Raw genomic sequence first — 18,618 nt, 5'->3', positions numbered from 1 at the left:
CAGCGTCAGCTGCGCCGCTGCGCCTTGACCGCCCAGGCGCGGGCCCGGAAACGGACGGTACCGCCGGTCCCGAGCGTCCGGGCCAGATGCGCCTTCAGCGCGGCCCGGTGGTCGTCGGCCAGCCCGGCGCAGTAGCCGGGCGCCGGCCCGGCCCCCAGGGTGAAGGGCAGCCAGAAGGTGTCGAAATCCCGGAACACGATCTGGGTCTCGATCGGCTCGATGACCGGCGCGCGCAGGCCGGCCGCGCGGCACAGCGCCAGCAGGCCGAACCGGGTGCAGAAGGGAAACCGGCGGCTTTCATCCAGGGCGGCGGCGCGCGGGTCGATGTCCGCGGCCGCCTTCCAGAACGCGTCGATGAAGCCGATCCCGCCGCCGGGATAGTCCCAGACATAGAAGCCCAGCAGCCCATCCGGCCGCAGCACCCGCTGCATCTCGGCCAGCGCCGCCGGCCGGTCGGTGATGAAGTTGAGGACAAGCGCCGAGGCGACGACGTCGATGGCCGCGTCCGCCGCGGGCAGGCGTCGCGCCCCCGCCACCTCGAACCGGGTCCGCCCGTCGCGGATCGTCGACCTGGCATGGGCGACGAACCCGTCCGACGCATCGACGGCCAGGATCGACCGTGGCGCGGCCCCGGCCAGGACGGCTTCCGTCAGCGCCCCCGTGCCGCAGCCGACCTCGAGCCAGTCGGCCTGCGCCGGCGGATCGAGCCAGTCGACGAACGGCGCGGCGATCCGCCGGCTCCACCGGCCCATATAGTGCTCGTAGCTTGGCGCCTCGGCCCAGGCGTCGATCCTGCTGACAGTGTCCATCTTCGCCTCGGTCCCAGCTGCCCGCCGGCGGTTGCCCGGCACCGGACGATAGGGGGCGGCCGGCAATCGCGTCGCGTGGGAAGGCCGATGGAGACCGTGGGAATGGGGCCGCAACGGGCCTGCTCACTCCGCCGCCCGCTCCGCGACGGGGTCCGCTCGCCGCCTATACGGTGCGCAAAATCCTAACAATAAAGTCGATTCCACTACGAGAGATCTGAAAACCACATGACAAGTTCGATGAAACTTTGGTCAACCAGCCCAGTCGCTTCGCTTCGTTGTGAGGTACGAGCTGCTTGCGATACGCTGAGGTACGGCGTGGGATCAGGACGGCCGGTCGGTCGCCGGCCCCGCCTCAACTCCGCAGCAGCGGAAGCAGGTGGTCGCCCTGTCGCTTGATCTCCGGCAGATACGGCGTGTCCGAAAGCACGAAGTGCGTGATGCCCAGATCCCGGTATTTGCGCAGCGAACGAGCCACGTCCGCCGCCGAGCCGACCAGCCAGGTGGTGCCGGCGCCGCCCCCGCCGAATTTGCCGGGCGCGGTGTAGAGGTTGTCGTCGAGCACCTCACCGCGCGTGTGGGCATCGAACAGCCGCTGCTGGCCGACCGCGACAGCTCGTCGATGATCGTTCCAGCCGGCGCCCTCGGTCTTGGCCATCTCGGCGACCTTGGCCCTGGCATCGGCCCAGGCCTGCTCCGTGGTGTCGCGGACCAGCGTGGTGATGCGCAGCCCGAACTCCAGCGGCGGCAGGTCGCGGTCGAGGTCCCGGCTCAGTGCCTTGAGGCGATCGATCCGTTCGCGGACGCCGTCGAGCGGCTCGCCCCAGAACAGCTGGACATCGGCCTCGGCGGCGGACACCCGCTCCGCCGCGTCCGAGGCGCCGCCGAAATACAGCTTGGGGTGCCGCCGGTCGCCGCGGACCTGGATGCGCGGCGCCACGGTGGATTCGGTCACCCGGAAGTGCTCGCCCTCATAGGTGACGCTGTCCTCGGTCCACAGCCGGCGGACCAGCCGCATGAACTCCCGGGTCCGGGAATAGCGGTGGGCCTGGTCGCCCTCGCTGTCGCCATAGGCGGCGAGGTTGTCCTTGCCCGACACGATGTTCACCCGCACCCGGCCGCCGGTCAGGTGATCCAGCGTGGCCGCGGCGGAGGCGAAATGCGCCGGCCGCCAGTATCCGGGACGGATCGCGATCAGCGGCTCGAAGGTCGTCGTCCGCGCGGCGAGGGCGGTGGCGACGGTGAAGGTGTCGGGCCGGCCCCAGCCGGTGCCGATCAGCGCGCCCTTCCAGCCATGCGCCTCCAGCGCCTTGGCGTGGCTGGTCAGCGTCTCCAGGCTGTTGTGGTCCTCGACGGCGGTGTCGCCGCGGTGCCCGGCCCTGACGTCGTTCGGGATGTACCAGAGGAATTCGGAAGTGCCGCTCATGAGGTCGGTCCGCGGTTCGGGTGATCGGCGCGTCAGCCCAGCGGGAAGCCAAGCCGGTTCAGGGCATCCCGAATGCGGTCGCGGCCATGCAGCGACTCCCTGCTGCGCAGGCGGTTGACGACCTGCCGGGTCCAGCGCGGATGGTCGAGACCCTGGCCGCGCCAGAAGCGGTCGAGCGTCTCGTCATAGGCCGCCGCCGCCTCGGCCTGGGGCGCCGCGTCATAGGTCTCGCGATGCAGCACGGCCGCCTGCGGCAGGCGCGGCTTGACCGAGGCCGGCCGGTCCGGGTCGGGCCAGCCGACGGCGAGGCCGAAGACCGGGAAGATATGGCCCGGCAGCTTCAACGCCGCGGCAATCTCGTCCGGATGGTTGCGCACCGCCCCGACATAGACCGCGCCGAGGCCGAGCGATTCCAGTGCCACCACCGCGTTCTGCGCCGCCAGCGCCGTGTCGACGATGCCGAGGATCAGCGCCTCGGTGTATTCGGCGCCGTCGACGGTCGCCCCCTGCCCGTCCGCCAGCAGGCGCAGCCGGGCGAAATCCGCCAGCCAGACCAGGAACAGCGGCGCCTGCCGGATGAAGTCCTGGTTGCCGGCATAGCCGGCCAGCCGCGCCTTGTGCGCCGGGTCCTCGACCGCGACGACGCTCCAGGCCTGGAGGTTGGAGGAGCTGGAGGCCGATTGCGCGGCGGCGACCAGCGTCTCGATCGTGCCCGCCGGCACCGCGTCCGGCCGGAACGCCCGGACCGACCGGTGCGACAGGATCAGGGCGGTGACGTCGTTGACGATCGCCGCGGCCGGAGCCTGGTCGCCATAGCGGTCCGCCAGGAGATCCCGGAGATCCGGGCCGGATCGCAGCGGCACGGCAGTGTTGCTCATCGCGGGCGGTCCTTCACGCTTGGCTCAGGCCGTCGCCTGGAGCGGATGGCTGTACTGGCTGGCCGGCCGCGGCAGACCATAGTGATCGCGCAGGGTAGTGCCCGTGTAATCCTCGCGGAACAGGCCGCGGCGCCGCAGGATCGGCACCACCTGATCGGCGAAAACGTCGAAGCCGCCGGTCAGGTAGGGCGGCATCACGTTGAAGCCGTCGGCGGCCCCGCCGGTGAACCATTCCTCGATCCGGTCCGCGATCTGCTCCGGCGTTCCGGCCGTGACCCAATGGCCGCGGGCGCCGGCCAGCCGGTGCAGCAGCTGGCGGATCGTCGGCCGCTCGCGGTCGACGATGTCGAGCACGACCTGGAACCGGCTGGCCACCGCGCGCTCCCCATCCGTCGCGACCAGCGCGCGCGGGAACGGGCCGTCCAGGTCGTGGCCGCTGAGATCGACCCCGATCATCCGGCGCAGCTGCGCCAGCGAGTATTCCGGCTGGGTCAGGGCGTTGAACTCCTCCTGCAGCCGCTGCGCCTCGGCCTCGGTTCCGCCGATGAAGGGGCTGATGCCGGGCAGGATCTTGAGATGCTCCGGCCGGCGCCCCAGCGCCGCCGCCCGCGCCTTGATGTCGGCGTAGAAGGCCTGGGCGTTGGCCAGGGTCTGGTGCGCGGTGAAGATCGCCTCGGCATAGCGCGCGGCGAAGGACCGGCCGTCCTCGGACGACCCGGCTTGGACATAGACCGGCCGGCCCTGCGGCGTGCGCGGCACGTTCAGCGGACCGCGGACGCGGAGATGCCGGCCGATATGGTCGATGGCGTGGATCTTCGCCGGGTCGGCATAGAGGCCCGAGGCCGCGTCGGCGACCACGGCACCGTCCTCCCAGCTGTCCCACAGCTTGGTGACGACATCGACGAATTCCTGGGCCCGGTCGTAGCGCTCGGCATGGGCGGGATGCTCGGACAGGCCGAAATTCTGCGCCGCCTGGGCACCCGCGGTGGTGACGATGTTCCAGCCCGCCCGGCCCTTGCTGATGTGGTCGAGCGAGGCGAACAGCCGCGCCAGATTGTAGGGCTCGCTGTAGGTGGTCGAGGCGGTGGCGATCAGGCCGATGCGCTCCGTCGCCGTGGCGATCGCCGACAGCCAGGTCAGCGGCTCCACCTGGAAGCGGGTGGCGTATTGGATGGTGTCGGCCAGGGACGGTCCGTCGGCGAAGAAGATGCCGTCGAATTTCGCGGCCTCGGCCCGGCGCGCCAGTTCCTGATAATAGGTGATGTCGAGGATGCGCTCGGGCGACGAGTCCTTGTAGCGCCAGGCCGCTTCGTGATGGCCGCCCGGATAGATGAAGAGGTTGAGGTTGAGCTGCCTGCCGGTTCCGGACATCGCGGCCTCCTGGGACTCGGGGGAAAGGGTGCGTCAGGCGGTCAGCCGGTCCTCGACCTGCACGCCCAGCTGCCGCAGCAGTTCGAGGCGGATCTCGGTGACCCGGCGGTCGCGCTCGGGGTGGCGGTCGGGCAGGTCGATGGGGATGTCGACCGAGATGCGGCCCTGGTCGAGCACCAGCACGCGCTCGGCGAGGTGGATCGCCTCGTCGACATCATGGGTCACCAGCAGCACCGCCGGCCGATGGCGCTCGCAGAGCTGGCGCAGCAAGCCGTGCATACGGATCCGGGTCAGCGCGTCGAGCGCGCCGAAGGGCTCGTCCGCCAGCAGCAGTTCGGGGTCGCGCACCAGCGACCGGGCCAGGGCGACCCGTTGCTGCTCGCCGCCCGACAGCTGGTTCGGCCAGGCGCGCTCGCGGCCGGCCAGCCCGACCTCGGCCAGCGCCGCCTCGGCCCGGCCCCGCGGGTCGGGCCCGGCAAGGCCGAACACGACATTGTCGAGCACCCGCTTCCAGGGCAGCAGCCGCGCATCCTGGAACACCACCGACAGCCGCTGCGGCACGCTCAGTTGCCCCTCGCCGGTGACCTCGTGGTCGAGCCCGGCCAGGGCCCGCAGCAGCGTGCTCTTGCCCGAGCCGCTGCGCCCGAGCAGCGCCACGAACTCGCCCTGCCGGATGTCGAGGTCGATGCCGTCGAGGATCGTGCGCGCCCCGAAGCTGCGCACCAGCCCGCGGACTCGGACTGCAGGCCCGCTCAATCCGCCAATGTGCGTCGCCATGACAGCACCCTCCTCTGCAGCAGCCGGACCAGCGCGTCGGAGGAGAGCCCGAGCAGGGCGTAGACCACGAGGCCGAGGATGATGATCTCGGTCTGGCCGTAGGTCCGCGCCAGCTCGATCATGTAGCCGATGCCGCTGGTGGAATTGATCTGCTCGACCACGACCAGGGCGAGCCAGGAGGAGTTGACGGCGAAACGCAGACCGAGGAAGAAGCCGGGCAGCGTCGCGGGCAGCGCGACATGGCGCAGGAAGTCCCGCTGGCTGACGCCCAGCGTCTCGGCGAGCTCGACATAGCGGCTGTCGATGGCGCGCAGCCCGTCATGGATCTGGATGTAGACCGGGGCGAAGACGATCAGGGCGATGGTGGTGATCTTCATGCCCTCGCCGATGCCGAGCCACAGCATCAGGAGCGGGATCAGCGCCAGCGCCGGGATCGCCCGCTTGATGTGGACCGGCCCATCGATCAGGTATTCGCCGATCCGGGTCAGACCGGCCAGCAGCCCGAGCACGACCCCGACCAACACGCCCCAGAACAGCCCCTGGACCGACCGGCCGAGCGAGGTCAGCAGGTTGTCCTGCAGCCGGCCCTCGGCGATCAGGTCGGCGGCGGTGGACACCACCGTCCATGGCGCTGCCAGGGTGCGGGTGTCGATCAGCCCGGTCGCCGAGCCGGTCGACCAGACCGCCAGCAGCAGCAGCGGGCCGAAGGTCCAGCCATAGGCGATCGGCCGGCCCGGGCCGAGCCGGCGGGGACGCGGCCGTGCCGATCGCTGCGGGTCGGGGCCGGCCTCGCTGCGGAACCGCCGGCTGTCCGGCGCCGCCGCGAGCGCCAGGGCGGAATCGCCGGGGGATGGGGTCATGGTCCTGCCCTCCCCGCGCCTACAGGCCCGCCAGCGCCGCGGCGGCGGCGCTTTCGTACCGGCGGTCGAACAGGTCGGCCGCGTTCAGCCTCGGCTTGCCGGTCTCGACCGCCAGCAGGTCGATCGTGGCCTGCTGCCGTTCGATCACGGCGTTCCAGTCGGCCGGGATGTCCGGCAGCCCGGCGGAGTCGACCAGATAGCGCCCGCTCTCGGCATCCAGCCCCTGATCCTTGACGTAGTAGCCGGCGATCCACTCCTCGGGATGCGTGGCGACCCATTGCGTCGCCCGGCCCCAGGCCTTGACGTATTCGCGAATGGCGGCGGCCTTGCCGGGATCCTGCAGGGAGGTCCCGAGCACATAGAGATAGGCCGGGTCGTCGCGCAGCCCGTGCGGGATCAGCTTGGCGCCGTCCCTGCTGTAATTGGCAACGAAGCGGCGCTGGTTGGCCTCGGCGATCGGGGCGACGTCGACCAGCCGGCTCGACAGCGCGTTGACGTAGACGTCGCCAGTGCTGGGCAGCTCGACCAGCTCCACGTCCCGCTTCGACAGGCCGGCCTTCTGCAGCACGCGCAGGACCAGCGCGCCCTGGGCCTGGCCGGGGCTGTAGGCGATCTTCTTGCCGCGCAGGTCGGCCAGCGTCTCGACGGCGGCGCCCGGCGCGATGCCGAGCTGGTAGATTGGGTGGTTGATCGGGTCCTGCCGGAATTTCGCGGCGACGATCTTCACCGGCAGCCCGGTCCAGACGGCATGGATCGGCGGGATGTCGGCGACCGCGCCGACATCGAGGGCGTCGGCCCGGAACGCCTCGATCGTGCGCGGGCCGCCGCTGATGTTGGCCCATTCGATCTTGAACGGAAGCTTGTCGATCTCGCCGGACAGGACCAGCGCCCGCTGAGTCGTCGGATCGCCGATCACCAGCGTCGTTCCGGGCGGGACCTCGGCCGGCAGCGGCGCGTCGGACGGCAGCGAATCCGCGGACAGGACCGGACCGGCCGCACAGACCACGCAGGCCCAGGCGATCGCGGTGACGATGCGCCGACGCGCGGCGGATTTCGGCGATGCGGGAGCAGGCAAGGCGGTGTTCCTCGGTGCCAGAGGGGGTGACGATGGCCGTGATCGGCTTGCGGATCTTGTGGCCTATCGGCCAAAGTCCACACAGCAATGTTGTTATCTGATTAAATACACTATGATATGTCAATATATTTAAATAAACATATTTATTGAGTACTAATAGCCTGGCATCAGATCCGAGGCGGAACGGCGACGCCAGACGAGCCTTCGCCGCGAGGGTTGCCAATTCCGGGCACGGCCGTCAGAACGGGGGCGTGCCCGCTCACCATGCCGCGCGAGGACCGAGATGCCCCGGATCGATGGCCAGCGCCTCTTGCGCGACCTCCGCCAACTCGCCGAGTTCGGCCGATACAAGACCGGCGTGCACAGGCCGACCTATTCGCCGCAGGATGTCGAGGCGCGCCGGTGGCTCGTCGAACGGCTGCAGGAGGCCGGGCTGATGGCCGAGATCGATGGCATCGGCAACATCATGTCGACCAGCCCGGCCAAGGGTCCGAAGCTGTTGATCGGCTCCCATCTGGAGAGCCAGCCCCATGCCGGCTGGCTCGACGGCGCGATGGGCGTGATCTACGGGCTGGAGGTCGCCCGGGCCTTCCGGGAGGACCCGACATGCCGCGATCTCGGCATCGAGGTCGCCGTCTTCGCCGATGAGGAGGGACATTTCGGCTCGTTCCTGGGCAGCCGGTCCTTCATCGGCGAGCTGTCCGAGGACGACATCGCGAAGGCGGCGAACCGGACGACCGGCCAGTCGCTGCCCGAGGCCTTGGCCGAGGCCGGCTATGCCGGGCGGCCGCGCTATGTCCTGGAGGCAGGCCGTCATGTCGGTTTCATCGAGGCGCATATCGAGCAGGGCGATACGCTCGAGAGCTCCGGCAAGCGCATCGGCGTGGTGACCAGCATCGTCGGCATCTGGACCTATGCCATCACCTTCGAAGGCCAGCAGAACCATGCCGGCACGACCCGCATGGCGGCGCGCAAGGATGCCGGCGTCGCGCTGACCGAGCTGTGCCACGCGGTCGCGCAGCGCTTCCCCGAGGTCGCGGGCCTGCGCTCGGTCTGGACGACCGGACGCATCCGGCTGGAACCGGGGGCGGCCAGCATCATTCCAGGCCAGGCCGAGATGATCTTCCAGTTCCGTGACGCCGATCCCGAGCGCCTGCGCGCCATGGAGCTGGAGCTCGAGGCGCTGGTGGCGCAATCCGACGCCGCCGGCCCCTGCACGGCGAGCCTGCGCCCCCTGTCACGCTCGATCCCGAACGTCATGGCCGAGCCGGTCCAGGCGGCGCTGGACCAGGCGGCGGAGCGCCATGCGCCCGGCAGCGCGATGCGCATGCCGAGCGGCGCCGGCCATGATGCCCAGTATCTCGCCAGGCGCCTGCCCGCCGGCATGGTCTTCGTGCCCAGCATCGGCGGCATCAGCCATCACTGGACGGAGAACACGGCGGACGCGGACCTCGTCCTTGGCTGTCAGGTCCTCGCCACCGCAGGGGAGGCGTTGCTGCGGCGCCCGGAAAGCGGGCATGCCGAGGCCTGACCGAACTCAGACCGTCGAGACGAAGGCGCGGCGCCCCTCGACCAGGTTGGCGACGACGTCGGGACGCGGGACGCCGTCGGGTCCGGGGTCGACCAGCAGCACATCGGCGCGGCGGCCGACCTCGATCCGGCCGCGGTCGGCGAGGCCGAGGGCCGCGGCCGGGTTGGCGGCGACGAGGTCCCAGGCACGCTCGAGCGGCAGCACGCCCTCGCCGACCAGGCGGAAGACCGCGTGCAGCGGCGCCGGATAGTAGTAGTCCGACGTCAGAATGCTGCACAGGCCCGCGCCGACCAGCTCGGCGGCCGAAGGGTTGCCGGCCTTGTGGCTGCCGCCGCGCAGCACGTTCGGGCCACCCATGACGACGTGCTCGCCCTGAGCCCGGGCGTCGGCGGCGACCTCTCGGGTCAGCGGGAACTCGGCGATGCGCGCGCCCAACATCCGATAGCGCGCCCGCGTCTCGAGGGCGGCGTCGTCGTGGCTGAGCATCGGAACACCGGCCGTCGCGGCCATGCCGGCAAGCGCGGCGACCGTGGCCTCCAGCTCGGCGGCGCGCCCACCAACCCGGCGCATCAGCCCGCGGAACGCCTCGATCGTGAGGCCGGTGCGCCCCGGGTAGCGAGACGCTTTCTCCGGGTTCGCCAGGTCCTCCTCGATATCGGCCAGGTGGTCGTTGAAGGCGACGACGCCGATGGTGCCGTCGGCGATCAGCGGCGCCACCTCCTCGAGACCGTCGTGGTTGTGCACCTCGAAGCGCAGATGCAGGTGGGTATCGCAGCGCAGGCGGCCGCGCAGCGCGCGCAGCGTCTCCGCCAGTGCCAGGAAAGTGTCGCGCCCGCGCAGGCCCGGCTCCCAGGAATAGGTGACGCCGTGCAGCGCCGTGGTGATGCCGAAGGCCGCCATCAGCCGGTCCGCCTCGTCGAGCGCCAGCGCGGTCGGGAACCGCACGCCCGGCCGCGGCATCAGCGAGCGCTCGAAGGCGTCGCCGTGCAGGTCGATGATGCCGGGCAGCAGCAGGCGACCACGGCCGTCGAGCCGCCCGTCGGCATTGCGGCCCTCCGAGCCAGCGATCTCGGCGATGCGGCCCGCTTCGATGCGAACCACCGCGTCCTCGAAGCGCCCCCCGACCAGCACCCGGGCGCCGACGATGGTCAGCGCGGGGGCCGGCCCGAAAGTCGGCGAGGCCGTGGCGGCGGTACGGGCCGTCATGTCGTTCATCATGGGCCTTTCGGAATGCGGGCCGGAGCCTGGACGATAACAGGCGCCCAGACTTAGCGCTTCTTTGTGACGGCCTTCTTACAGCCGACCGGGGCAGGCCGGAGGGCGCCACAAGCAGCCTGCTCCTCGACTCTCCTGCGAGCGCATCGGCGCCGAGGATGGTCATCGCCTCCGCTCCGGCTGTTCCTCGGCGAGGTCGCGCTCGGCATTGCCCAGAAGCAGTATGCCGAGCGGCTGGCGACCCGGGAGGCCTGGGCCGAGGTTTCAAGACGCGCGCAGGGCTGATGGCCTTGCTGCGTGTCCGGTGCGCGGGCGGCGGCACAATGGCGGCGATGTCCTGAGTCCGCCGGCGCACCGGACGCTTGCCGGGCCGACCGCACTCGGCCCCGTCCATCACCATGCCGCAAACTGCCCCGCCACGGGCAGCTGATCGCCGTTCCGCAAGCCTGTTGACACTCCCAGGATTGTCATACAATATGACAGTCATTCAAAGTCCGGACAACAAGATCGCGGCTTTGAGCAAGCAACAAGAGATGCGCCACGCATCCTCCACTGGGATTGGGACAGCTCAAAGATGAAACACCTGCAATCGGTCTGCAGAGCGATCTGCCTTCATGCCTCGTTCGGCATCGCTCTGGTGACTTCCGTCACCGCGTACGCCGCCGACGCCTGGCGCTACGGCGTGGTCGAGGCGAAAGGCGATGCCGGGCTGATCTTCATGCCCAGCCGCTTCGGCGACAAATACGGCCTCGACATCGAGATGGTCGAATTCGCCAGCAGCACGACGCCGGTGAAGGCCCTGATCTCCGGCGACATCGACGCCTTCACCACCTCGCCCGGGGTGGCGCTGGTGGCGATGTCCCGCAACGCCGCGCTGAAATTCGTCGGCTGCAACTGGCAGGGCGCGACCTACACCCTCTATGGCGCGTCGGACATCAAGACCATGGCCGACCTGAAGGGCCAGAGCATCGGCGTCTCCGGCCCCGGCTCGATGCCCGACCTGTTCGCCCGCGAGGTGCTGAGCTCGGACGGCATCGCCGCCGACGACGTCACCTTCGCCAATGCCGGCGGCGGCTCCGACCGCTTCCGCGCCCTGATCGCCGGCGTGGTCAAGGCCACCGCGACCACCAGCGAGTTCGAGCCCGAGGCGGAGAAGCGCGGCTTCACCATCCTGGCGCGGGCGCATGAGGCGATGCCGATGTTCTCTCGCAACTGCATCGTCACAACCGCCAAGACGGTGGCCGAGCGGCGGGACCAGCTGGTGCGCTTCCTGGCCGCGAACATGGACGGGTACGACTACGCCCTGTCGCACCGCGACGAGACCAACGCCCTAGCCCGCGAGATCGCCAAGCTGCCGGATGACGACACCAGCGCCGCCTACATCTATGACGAGGTGGTGCGCCAGAAGAGCATCGATCCGCTGCTGACCATCCCGGTGGACCGGATACAGTGGATCGAGGACATGCTGGCCCGCCACGGCGTCGTCGACGAGAAGGCGGACGTCTCGGCCTTCGTCGATGACGGCCCGCGCGCCGACGCCCTGAAGATCCGGAAGCCCTGACGCGCTGCGGCCGTCCGGCGTATCCTCCCCTGAAACCGTCGAGGAATGGCGCAGAGCGATGCCTCACGTCCAGATCCAGAACGTATCGAAGACCTTCGGCCTCAAGGTCAACGGCCAGACCCTGACGGCCCGCGCGCTCGACGGCGTGTCGTTCGAGGTCGAGCAGGGCGAGGTCGTCGCCCTGGCCGGCCCCAGCGGCTGCGGCAAGACCACGGCGCTGCGCATCATCATGGGGCTGGAGAGCGCGAGCTCCGGCGCCGTGACGGTCGGCAACCGCGCCATCGCCGGCTGCGGCCATGACCGCGGCATGGTGTTCCAGCACGCCGAGCTGCTGCCCTGGAAGACCGTGCTCGAGAACGTCAAGTTCGGGCTGGCCATGAAGGGCGTGCCGAAATCCGAGCTCGACGGCATGGCGGCCCGCTATGTCGAGCTGGTCGGCCTGTCGCACGCCAAGGACCGCCGGCCGCACCAGCTGTCCGGCGGCATGAAGCAGCGGGTCGGCATCGCCCGCGCCTTGGCGATCGATCCGGAGGTGCTGCTGATGGACGAGCCGTTCGGCGCGCTGGATTCGCAGACCCGCGAGACGCTGCAGATGGAGCTGCTGACCATCCATGAGCGGACGCGGAAGACCATCATCTTCGTCACCCACGACCTGGACGAGGCCGTGCTGCTGGCCGACCGCGTGGTCGTGCTGAATGCCGGCCGGGTGCAGGAGATCATCCCGATCGATCTCGGCCGGCCGCGGCGCGACATCCGGGCGATCCAGACCAATCCGGAGTTCATGAGGAAGCGGACCATGATCTGGGAGGCCCTGCACGAGTCCGGTCCCGCCGAGGACCGGCTGACGGTCCGGAGGTCGGCATGACCATGACGACGCAGGCCGGCCATGCCGGTGCGGCCGCCCCCGCCGCCGCGAAGCCGGGCTGGCGGATGCCGAGCTGGGCCATCACCACCGTGTCGCTGATCGTGGTCATCGGCATCTGGCAGGCGTGCGGGCCGTTCATCAACCCGCTCTTCGCCTCCTACCCGAGCGAGATCCTGCGCGCGGCCTGGAAGATGACGGCCTCCGGCGAGCTGCCCAAGGCCTTCCTCTCCAGCATGCAGCCCTTCCTGGCGGGCTACGCGCTGGCGGCGATCCTCGGCGTGCCGGCCGGGCTGCTGCTGGGCCGGTTCCGCGTGCTCGACGCCGCCTTCGGCATCTACATCATCGCCGGCTATTCGACGCCGCTGATCGCCCTGGTGCCGCTGCTGATGATCTGGTTCGGCCTCGGCTTCGTGGTGAAGACGGTGATCATCTTCCTGCTCACCTTCTTCCCGGTCTGCATCAACACCTGGGTCGGGGTGAAGGCGGTGCCGCGGACGCTGCTCGAGGTCGGCACCGCGTTCTGCGCGCCGCAATCGGCGGTGATGCGGCAGATCGTGCTGCCGGCCGTGCTGCCCTACATCATGGCCGGGCTGCGGCTGGGCATCGGCAAGGCGGTGATCGCCATGGTCATCGCCGAGTTCCTGACCGCCATCTCCGGCCTCGGCGGCGTCATCATCGGCGCGGCGAACAGCTTCAAGACCGCCGAGATGTTCGTGCCGATCATCATCATCATGATCCTCGCCGTGCTGCTGACCGCCCTGGTCGGCTTCATCGAGCGCCGGGTCGCCCCCTGGCACAGCGAGCTGACCGGGCGCGAAGGCGTCTGATGCTCCCCTCCATCGACCAAACGCAGCGGATTCCGTCATGACCCATGCTGATGCCTTGCCCCGGACCGGCGACTGGACCAGCGCCCGCATGCGTGACGGCGCGAAGATCGCCTATCGCCTGACCCGGGGCGGTGGCCGCCGGCGCTTCGCCCTGGTGCATTCCCTGGCCATGGACGGGAGCTTCTGGGACCGCACGGCGGCCCTGCTCGGCGACGATGCCGACATCCTGGTTTATGACTGCCGCGGCCATGGCCGCTCGGACAAGCCGGCCGGCCCCTACACCGTGGCGCAGTTCGCCGACGATCTGGCCGAGCTTTTCACGGCCGTGGGCTGGGACAGGGCCGTGGTCGCCGGCGCGTCGATGGGCGGCTGCGTCTCGCTCGCCTTCGCCGCCGCTCATCCGGGCAAGGTCGCCGGCCTCGGCCTGGTCGACACCACCGCCTGGTACGGCGCGGCCGCCCCGCAGCAATGGGAGGAGCGCGCCCAGAAGGGCCTGCAGGAGGGCCTGGCCGCCCTGGTCCCGTTCCAGGTGTCGCGCTGGGTCACCGAGGCGTTCCGCGAGGCCAACCGCGAGCTGGTCGACGCCGCGATCGCGACCTTCCTGGCCAACGACCCGGCGGCCTATGTCGAGACCTGCCGGATGCTCGGCGCGGCGGATCTGCGGGCCGCCCTGCCCGGCTTCGCCTGGCCGACCCGGATCCTGGTCGGCGAGGAGGACTACGCCACCCCGGTGGCGATGGCCGAGGCGATGCGCGACGCCATCCCCGGCGCCCGGCTGCGCATCATCCCCGGCGCCCGGCACCTGACGCCGCTGGAATGCCCCGACGTGATCGCCGGGGATTTGCGGGAGCTGGCCGATGCAACCACCTGATCCGGCGCTGCCGCTCGACGGCCCGCTCTGGCGCTTCGCCCAGCGCGTCTACAGCCAGCCCGGCGTGGCGCAGGCTTGCCTGGCGCTGCAGCAGCGCTTCGACGCCGACGTCAACCTGCTGCTGTTCGCCGCCTGGCTCGGGGCCGAGCGCGCGACGCCCTTGCCGGCCCCGCTGGCGCGGCAGGCGCAGCAGCGCGTCGCCGCCTGGCACGACGAGATCGTCCGGCCGCTCCGCGCCGTCCGCCAGCGCATGAAGACGGGCCCGAAGCCGGCGCCGTCCGGCGCGACCGAGGCCCTGCGCGACGCGCTGAAGGCGGTCGAGATCGGCAGCGAGCGGATCGAGCTCGCGCTGCTGGAGACCATCGCCCCCGAGGCGCCGCAGGGGCCCCCGGACGCCGGCCTCGACGCGATCATCCGCGGCAATCTCCGCACCGTCCTGGCGCTGTCCGCCGGCGGCGATGCCCTGGCCGAAGCGGACCGGCCCGTCCGCGCCATCGCACGCGCGTCGCTGGCCGTCACAGGGGAGGCCGTGCCATGCGGCGGCTGATCGTGGCCCTGACCGGCGCCTCCGGCATCGTCTACGGTGTGCGGGCGCTGCAACTGCTGCGCGACGTCGAGGATGTCGAGACGCATCTGATCCTGTCGCCGGCCGCCATCCGCACCGCCGCCGAGGAGTTGGACATCGGCGCGGACGAGATCCGCGGCCTGGCCGACAAGGTGCACGGCTTCCGCGATGTCGGCGCCTCGATCTCCTCCGGCTCCTACAAGACGATCGGCATGCTGGTCGCCCCCTGCTCGGTGAAGACGCTGAGCGGCATCGCCCATTGCTACAATGACGAGCTGGTGGTGCGCGCCGCCGATGTCTGCCTGAAGGAGCGCCGCCGCGTGGTGCTGCTGTTCCGGGAGACGCCGCTGCATGTCGGCCACATCGCCCTGATGCAGCAGGCGACGCTGAACGGCGCCGTGATCATGCCGCCGGTGCCGGCCTTCTACCATCGGCCGAAGACGATCGACGACATCGTGACCCAGACGGTCGGCCGCGCCCTGGACCTGTTCGGCATCGACCTGCCGCTGGTCAAGCGCTGGACCGAGGACCCCGGCGACGGCGAGGGCTGACCGCCGCTCCCGTCCCACCGCCAACACCGCGTTCAGAGAGACAACCGATGGCCCACGACCTCAAGATCATCGCCTTTCCAGGGGCGCCGAACCTGCCGGTCTTCGCCGCCCTGGAGCACGGGTATTTCGCGGCGGAAGGGCTGGAGGTCGCCTTCACCGCGACGCCGAGCTCGACCTATCAGTTCGAGGCGTTCGGCGCCGGCCAGTTCGACATCGCCTTCACCGCCTTCGACAACATCGTCGCCTATCAGGAGGGCCAGGGCGCCGTCGCCCTGACGAGCCCGACGGATTTCCGCGTCATCATGGGCGCCACCCAGGTGGAGCTGAGCGCGGTGGTGGCGCCGACCATCGAGCGCGCCGAGGATCTGCGCGGCAAGAGCCTGGCGCTGGACGCCGTCGGCACCGGCTTCGCCTTCGTGCTCTACGCCATGCTCGACCAGCTGGGGCTGCCGATGGCGGAGTACGAGCGTATCGCCGTCGGCGCCACCCCGGACCGGTGGCAGTCGGTCAAGGACGGCACCCATGCCGGCACGATCACGATCGAGCCGTTCACCAGCATCGCCCGCGCGGCCGGCTTCCGCGTGCTGCGGCAGAGCACCGAGGCCTTCCCGGCCTATCAGGGCGGCATCGTCGCCGTCCGGCACGGCTGGGCCCAGCAGAATGCGGATCGGGTGAAGGCCTTCATCCGCGGCTATCTCAAGGGTCTCGACTGGACGCTGGCGCCGGAGAACCGGGCCGAGGCCGCGGCCCTGCTGCTGGCGCGGATGCCGGAGATCAAGCCGGGCGTCGTCGACAAGGTCCTGGCCAGCGTGCTGTCCCCCCGCTCCGGCCTGACGCCGCGCGGGGCGATCCTGCCCGACGGCATGCGCACGGTGCTGGACCTGCGGTCGCGCTACGGCCGCCCGGAGAAGAGCCTGATGGAGATCGAGAAGTACCTGGCGCTGTCATTCTACGAGGACGCCGTCGCCTGAGAGGCCCGACGCCGGAGCGTCGGGAAAGGATTGATCCATTTTGGATTATTGTCATACAGTCATACAATATTGCGAGATGAGGTTGCTGCTGGAGGCCCTCCCTGTGCTGAGCGAGCGGACATTCAAGGCGGTCGGCAAGCCGCTGGAACGGAAGGAGGATCTGCGCCTGATCACCGGCAAGGGCCGGTTCAGCGACGACTTCAGCCTGCCCGGCCAGACCTGGGCGGCGATGGTGCGGTCGCCCTACCCGCATGCCCGCATCGTCTCGATCGACGCCGGGGAGGCCGCGGCCCTGCCCGGCGTGCTGGGCGTCTTCACCGGGGCCGACTGCCTGCGGGACGGGCTGAAGCCGATCCCGCACAACCCGGTCCCGTCCACGCAGTTCGACGTCAAGCTGACCGGGCGCGGCGGCACGCCCGTCTTCATCGGCCCGCACATGCTGCTGCCGGCCGACAGGGCCCGCCATGTCGGCGAGGCCGTCGCCATGGTCGTCGCCGAGACCCGGGACCAGGCCCGGGCGGCGGCCGAGGCGGTGCTGGTCGATTACGAGGAGTTGCCCTGGGTGGCAGACACCTCGGCCGCGGCCGAACCCGACGCCCCGCGGGTGTGGGACGAGCTGCCGGACAATGTCCTGGTCGACAGCAGCTTCGGCGATGTCGAGGAGACCGAGGCCGCCTTCGCCCGGGCCCGGCACGTGGTCGGCATGAAGGTCCATATCGGCCGCGTCACCGGCGTGCCGCTGGAGCCGCGCGCCGCGCTCGGCGCCTACGATGCCGCGACCGACCGCTACACGCTCTATGCCGGCAGCGGCGGCGCGGTGCGGCAGAAGCGGGAGCTGGCCGAGGTGCTGGGCGAGGCGCCGGAGAAGCTGCGCGTCCTGTCCTTCGATGTCGGCGGCAATTTCGGCACGCGCAACCGCGCCTATGTCGAATTCGGCCTGGTCCTGTGGGCCTCGAAGACGCTCCGCCGGCCGGTCAAGTTCCGGGCCGAGCGGTCGGAATGCTTCCTGACCGACTACCAGGGCCGGGACCTCGTCACCGAGGTGTCCCTGGCCCTCGACGAGACCGGCAAGTTCCTGGCGATGCGGGCCTCGAATCTCAGCAATGTCGGCGCCCGCTGCGTGTCGTTGTCGCCGCTGAGCAAGGGCTCGGGCCTGATCACCGGGTCCTACGACATCCCGTTCGCGACGCTGCGCTCATGGGCGGTGTTCTCGAACACGATGCCGACCCAGGCCTATCGCAGCTCGGGCCGGCCGGAGGTGACCTTCGCGATCGAGCGGCTGATCGACAAGGCGGCGCGGGAGCTGGGCTTCGACCGGCTGGACCTGCGCCGCCGCAACCTGGTGGCGCCGGAGCGGTTTCCGTACCGCAACGCGGTCGGGTCGACCTATGACAGCGGCGAGTACGAGGCCAGCATGGACCGCATCCTGGCGCTGGCCGACTGGCAGGGCGCGGAGCAGCGCCGCGCCGATGCCCGCGCCCGGGGCAAGCTGATGGGCCTGGGCTTCGCCAACTACGTCGAATCCTCGATCGGCACGCCGAGGGAGCGGGCCGACCTCATCGTCACGCCGGACCACAAGGTCGAGGTGGTGATCGGCACCCAGCCGGCCGGCCAGGGCCACGAGACCAGCTTCGCGCAGGTGACGGCCGACCTGCTCGGCGTGCCGTTCGACGCCGTCACCATCACGCTCGGCGACACCGACGTGGTCAGCGCCGGCGGCGGCACCCATTCCGGCCGCTCGATGCGGCACGCCGCCACCGTGCTGGCCCTGGCGTCCGAGGACCTGATCGCCAGGGCGCAGCGCCTGGCCGCGCATCTGTCGGGCACACCGGCCGAGGCGATCCAGTTCGAGGACGGGCTGTTCCGGGTCGAGGGCAGCAACCGCAGCCTGTCCTGGTTCGATCTGGCCCGGCATGCCGAGGACCCTGGCCTGCCGGAGGATCTGCGCGGCGGGCTGCGGGTGCGCCGCGACAACGAGATGCACACCCCGGTCTTCCCGAACGGTGCCTGCGTCTGCGAGATCGAGATCGACCCGGACACCGGCGGGCTGGAGATCACGCGCTATTCCACGGTCGACGATGTCGGGCGCTGCATCAACCCGCTGATCGTGCACGGGCAGACCCATGGCGGCATCGCCCAGGGCGTCGGCCAGGCGCTGTGGGAGCACTGCACCATCGACGAGACTTCGGGGCAGCCGATCAGCGGCTCGTTCATGGATTACGGCATGCCGCGCTTCGACAACATGCCGTCGTTCAAGACGCAGATCGTCGAGGTGCTGTCGCCGACCAACCCGTTCGGGGTGAAGGCCGGCGGCGAGGGCGGCACCACACCGGCGCCGGCGGTGATCATGAGCGCCATCGAGGACGCGCTGTCGTCGTTCGGGGCGCCGCATATCGACATGCCGGCGACGCCGGTGAAGATCTGGACCGCCATCCAGGCCGGCCGTGCCGGCGTGGCTAACTGAGGAG

Annotated in this window: 17 protein-coding genes; 9 read left to right on the top strand and 8 right to left on the bottom strand. The window is 70.4% G+C overall.

Translation table 11 applies throughout. The features are described 5' to 3' along the window. Nucleotides 1-5: 5 nt before the first annotated feature. The 7 genes from ACTOWL_RS18620 to ACTOWL_RS18590 all read right to left on the bottom strand — a co-directional run bounded on the left by ACTOWL_RS18620 (nucleotide 6) and on the right by ACTOWL_RS18590 (nucleotide 7,193). A complete protein-coding gene (locus ACTOWL_RS18620; RefSeq protein ID WP_441322759.1) occupies nucleotides 6-809 on the bottom strand; it encodes a class I SAM-dependent methyltransferase in 804 nt (267 codons plus the stop codon). 352 nt (nucleotides 810-1,161) lie between these two features. After that, entirely contained in the window at nucleotides 1,162-2,232 is a 1,071-nt protein-coding gene (locus ACTOWL_RS18615) for an LLM class flavin-dependent oxidoreductase (protein ID WP_441322758.1), read from the bottom strand. A 32-nt stretch (nucleotides 2,233-2,264) separates the two neighbouring features. Further along, nucleotides 2,265-3,110 (bottom strand): NADPH-dependent oxidoreductase, encoded by an 846-nt coding sequence (locus tag ACTOWL_RS18610; RefSeq protein ID WP_441322757.1) that lies wholly within the window; start codon nucleotides 3,108-3,110, stop codon nucleotides 2,265-2,267. A 24-nt stretch (nucleotides 3,111-3,134) separates the two neighbouring features. After that, the gene (locus tag ACTOWL_RS18605) at nucleotides 3,135-4,481 is read right to left on the bottom strand and encodes an LLM class flavin-dependent oxidoreductase (RefSeq protein ID WP_441322756.1); all 1,347 of its coding nucleotides are present in this window, start codon (nucleotides 4,479-4,481) and stop codon (nucleotides 3,135-3,137) included. A 33-nt stretch (nucleotides 4,482-4,514) separates the two neighbouring features. Continuing rightward, nucleotides 4,515-5,258, bottom strand: coding sequence for an ABC transporter ATP-binding protein (locus ACTOWL_RS18600; RefSeq protein ID WP_441322755.1), 744 nt, complete (start codon nucleotides 5,256-5,258; stop codon nucleotides 4,515-4,517). After that, nucleotides 5,234-6,118, bottom strand: coding sequence for an ABC transporter permease (locus ACTOWL_RS18595; protein ID WP_441322754.1), 885 nt, complete (start codon nucleotides 6,116-6,118; stop codon nucleotides 5,234-5,236). Before ACTOWL_RS18595 ends, ACTOWL_RS18600 begins: the two co-directional genes overlap by 25 nt. Before the next feature lie 19 nt (nucleotides 6,119-6,137). Further along, the gene (locus ACTOWL_RS18590; protein WP_441322753.1) at nucleotides 6,138-7,193 is read right to left on the bottom strand and encodes an ABC transporter substrate-binding protein; all 1,056 of its coding nucleotides are present in this window, start codon (nucleotides 7,191-7,193) and stop codon (nucleotides 6,138-6,140) included. Between the two features lie 283 nt (nucleotides 7,194-7,476). Here ACTOWL_RS18590 and ACTOWL_RS18585 point away from each other — a divergent pair, with 283 nt between their 5' ends. Continuing rightward, a complete protein-coding gene (locus tag ACTOWL_RS18585) occupies nucleotides 7,477-8,724 on the top strand; it encodes a Zn-dependent hydrolase (protein ID WP_441322752.1) in 1,248 nt (415 codons plus the stop codon). A 6-nt stretch (nucleotides 8,725-8,730) separates the two neighbouring features. Here ACTOWL_RS18585 and ACTOWL_RS18580 read toward each other — a convergent pair whose 3' ends face one another. Beyond that, nucleotides 8,731-9,930, bottom strand: coding sequence for an alpha-D-ribose 1-methylphosphonate 5-triphosphate diphosphatase (locus tag ACTOWL_RS18580; protein WP_441322751.1), 1,200 nt, complete (start codon nucleotides 9,928-9,930; stop codon nucleotides 8,731-8,733). 646 nt (nucleotides 9,931-10,576) lie between these two features. Here ACTOWL_RS18580 and ACTOWL_RS18575 point away from each other — a divergent pair. From ACTOWL_RS18575 to ACTOWL_RS18540, 8 genes are all read left to right on the top strand, one after another. Further along, nucleotides 10,577-11,500: an ABC transporter substrate-binding protein gene (locus tag ACTOWL_RS18575; RefSeq protein WP_441322750.1), complete on the top strand. Its 924-nt coding sequence runs from the start codon at nucleotides 10,577-10,579 to the stop codon at nucleotides 11,498-11,500. Nucleotides 11,501-11,558: 58 nt separating this feature from the next. Next, a complete protein-coding gene (locus ACTOWL_RS18570; protein WP_441322749.1) occupies nucleotides 11,559-12,365 on the top strand; it encodes an ABC transporter ATP-binding protein in 807 nt (268 codons plus the stop codon). Beyond that, on the top strand, nucleotides 12,362-13,192 hold the full coding sequence (locus tag ACTOWL_RS18565; RefSeq protein ID WP_441322748.1) for an ABC transporter permease: 831 nt from the start codon (nucleotides 12,362-12,364) through the stop codon (nucleotides 13,190-13,192). Before ACTOWL_RS18570 ends, ACTOWL_RS18565 begins: the two co-directional genes overlap by 4 nt. A gap of 37 nt (nucleotides 13,193-13,229) precedes the next feature. After that, nucleotides 13,230-14,063 (top strand): alpha/beta fold hydrolase, encoded by an 834-nt coding sequence (locus ACTOWL_RS18560; protein ID WP_441322747.1) that lies wholly within the window; start codon nucleotides 13,230-13,232, stop codon nucleotides 14,061-14,063. Next, nucleotides 14,050-14,610, top strand: coding sequence for a TIGR02444 family protein (locus ACTOWL_RS18555; protein ID WP_441322746.1), 561 nt, complete (start codon nucleotides 14,050-14,052; stop codon nucleotides 14,608-14,610). The genes ACTOWL_RS18560 and ACTOWL_RS18555 overlap by 14 nt, the downstream gene beginning before the upstream one ends. After that, entirely contained in the window at nucleotides 14,598-15,179 is a 582-nt protein-coding gene (locus ACTOWL_RS18550; RefSeq protein ID WP_441322745.1) for a UbiX family flavin prenyltransferase, read from the top strand. The genes ACTOWL_RS18555 and ACTOWL_RS18550 overlap by 13 nt, the downstream gene beginning before the upstream one ends. A 47-nt stretch (nucleotides 15,180-15,226) precedes the next feature. Beyond that, nucleotides 15,227-16,150 (top strand): ABC transporter substrate-binding protein, encoded by a 924-nt coding sequence (locus ACTOWL_RS18545; protein WP_441322744.1) that lies wholly within the window; start codon nucleotides 15,227-15,229, stop codon nucleotides 16,148-16,150. A gap of 76 nt (nucleotides 16,151-16,226) precedes the next feature. Continuing rightward, complete coding sequence (locus ACTOWL_RS18540) at nucleotides 16,227-18,614, top strand: xanthine dehydrogenase family protein molybdopterin-binding subunit (RefSeq protein WP_441322743.1); 2,388 nt, start codon at nucleotides 16,227-16,229, stop codon at nucleotides 18,612-18,614. Nucleotides 18,615-18,618: the final 4 nt, after the last annotated feature.

The sequence above is a fragment of the Inquilinus sp. CA228 genome, from assembly GCF_052078665.1.
Lineage (GTDB): Bacteria > Pseudomonadota > Alphaproteobacteria > DSM-16000 > Inquilinaceae > Inquilinus.
This window is presented reverse-complemented; position numbering and strand designations above follow the sequence as displayed.

Excerpts from the sequence above, each read along its gene's own strand:
- ACTOWL_RS18620 (WP_441322759.1), bottom strand. The coding sequence starts at position 809 with ATGGACACTGTCAGCAGGATCGACGCCTGGGCCGAGGCGCCAAGCTAC.
- ACTOWL_RS18615 (WP_441322758.1), bottom strand. The coding sequence starts at position 2,232 with ATGAGCGGCACTTCCGAATTCCTCTGGTACATCCCGAACGACGTCAGG.
- ACTOWL_RS18610 (WP_441322757.1), bottom strand. The coding sequence starts at position 3,110 with ATGAGCAACACTGCCGTGCCGCTGCGATCCGGCCCGGATCTCCGGGAT.
- ACTOWL_RS18605 (WP_441322756.1), bottom strand. The coding sequence starts at position 4,481 with ATGTCCGGAACCGGCAGGCAGCTCAACCTCAACCTCTTCATCTATCCG.
- ACTOWL_RS18600 (WP_441322755.1), bottom strand. The coding sequence starts at position 5,258 with ATGGCGACGCACATTGGCGGATTGAGCGGGCCTGCAGTCCGAGTCCGC.
- ACTOWL_RS18595 (WP_441322754.1), bottom strand. The coding sequence starts at position 6,118 with ATGACCCCATCCCCCGGCGATTCCGCCCTGGCGCTCGCGGCGGCGCCG.
- ACTOWL_RS18585 (WP_441322752.1), top strand. The coding sequence starts at position 7,477 with ATGCCCCGGATCGATGGCCAGCGCCTCTTGCGCGACCTCCGCCAACTC.
- ACTOWL_RS18580 (WP_441322751.1), bottom strand. The coding sequence starts at position 9,930 with ATGACGGCCCGTACCGCCGCCACGGCCTCGCCGACTTTCGGGCCGGCC.
- ACTOWL_RS18570 (WP_441322749.1), top strand. The coding sequence starts at position 11,559 with ATGCCTCACGTCCAGATCCAGAACGTATCGAAGACCTTCGGCCTCAAG.
- ACTOWL_RS18565 (WP_441322748.1), top strand. The coding sequence starts at position 12,362 with ATGACCATGACGACGCAGGCCGGCCATGCCGGTGCGGCCGCCCCCGCC.
- ACTOWL_RS18560 (WP_441322747.1), top strand. The coding sequence starts at position 13,230 with ATGACCCATGCTGATGCCTTGCCCCGGACCGGCGACTGGACCAGCGCC.
- ACTOWL_RS18555 (WP_441322746.1), top strand. The coding sequence starts at position 14,050 with ATGCAACCACCTGATCCGGCGCTGCCGCTCGACGGCCCGCTCTGGCGC.
- ACTOWL_RS18550 (WP_441322745.1), top strand. The coding sequence starts at position 14,598 with ATGCGGCGGCTGATCGTGGCCCTGACCGGCGCCTCCGGCATCGTCTAC.
- ACTOWL_RS18545 (WP_441322744.1), top strand. The coding sequence starts at position 15,227 with ATGGCCCACGACCTCAAGATCATCGCCTTTCCAGGGGCGCCGAACCTG.
- ACTOWL_RS18540 (WP_441322743.1), top strand. The coding sequence starts at position 16,227 with ATGAGGTTGCTGCTGGAGGCCCTCCCTGTGCTGAGCGAGCGGACATTC.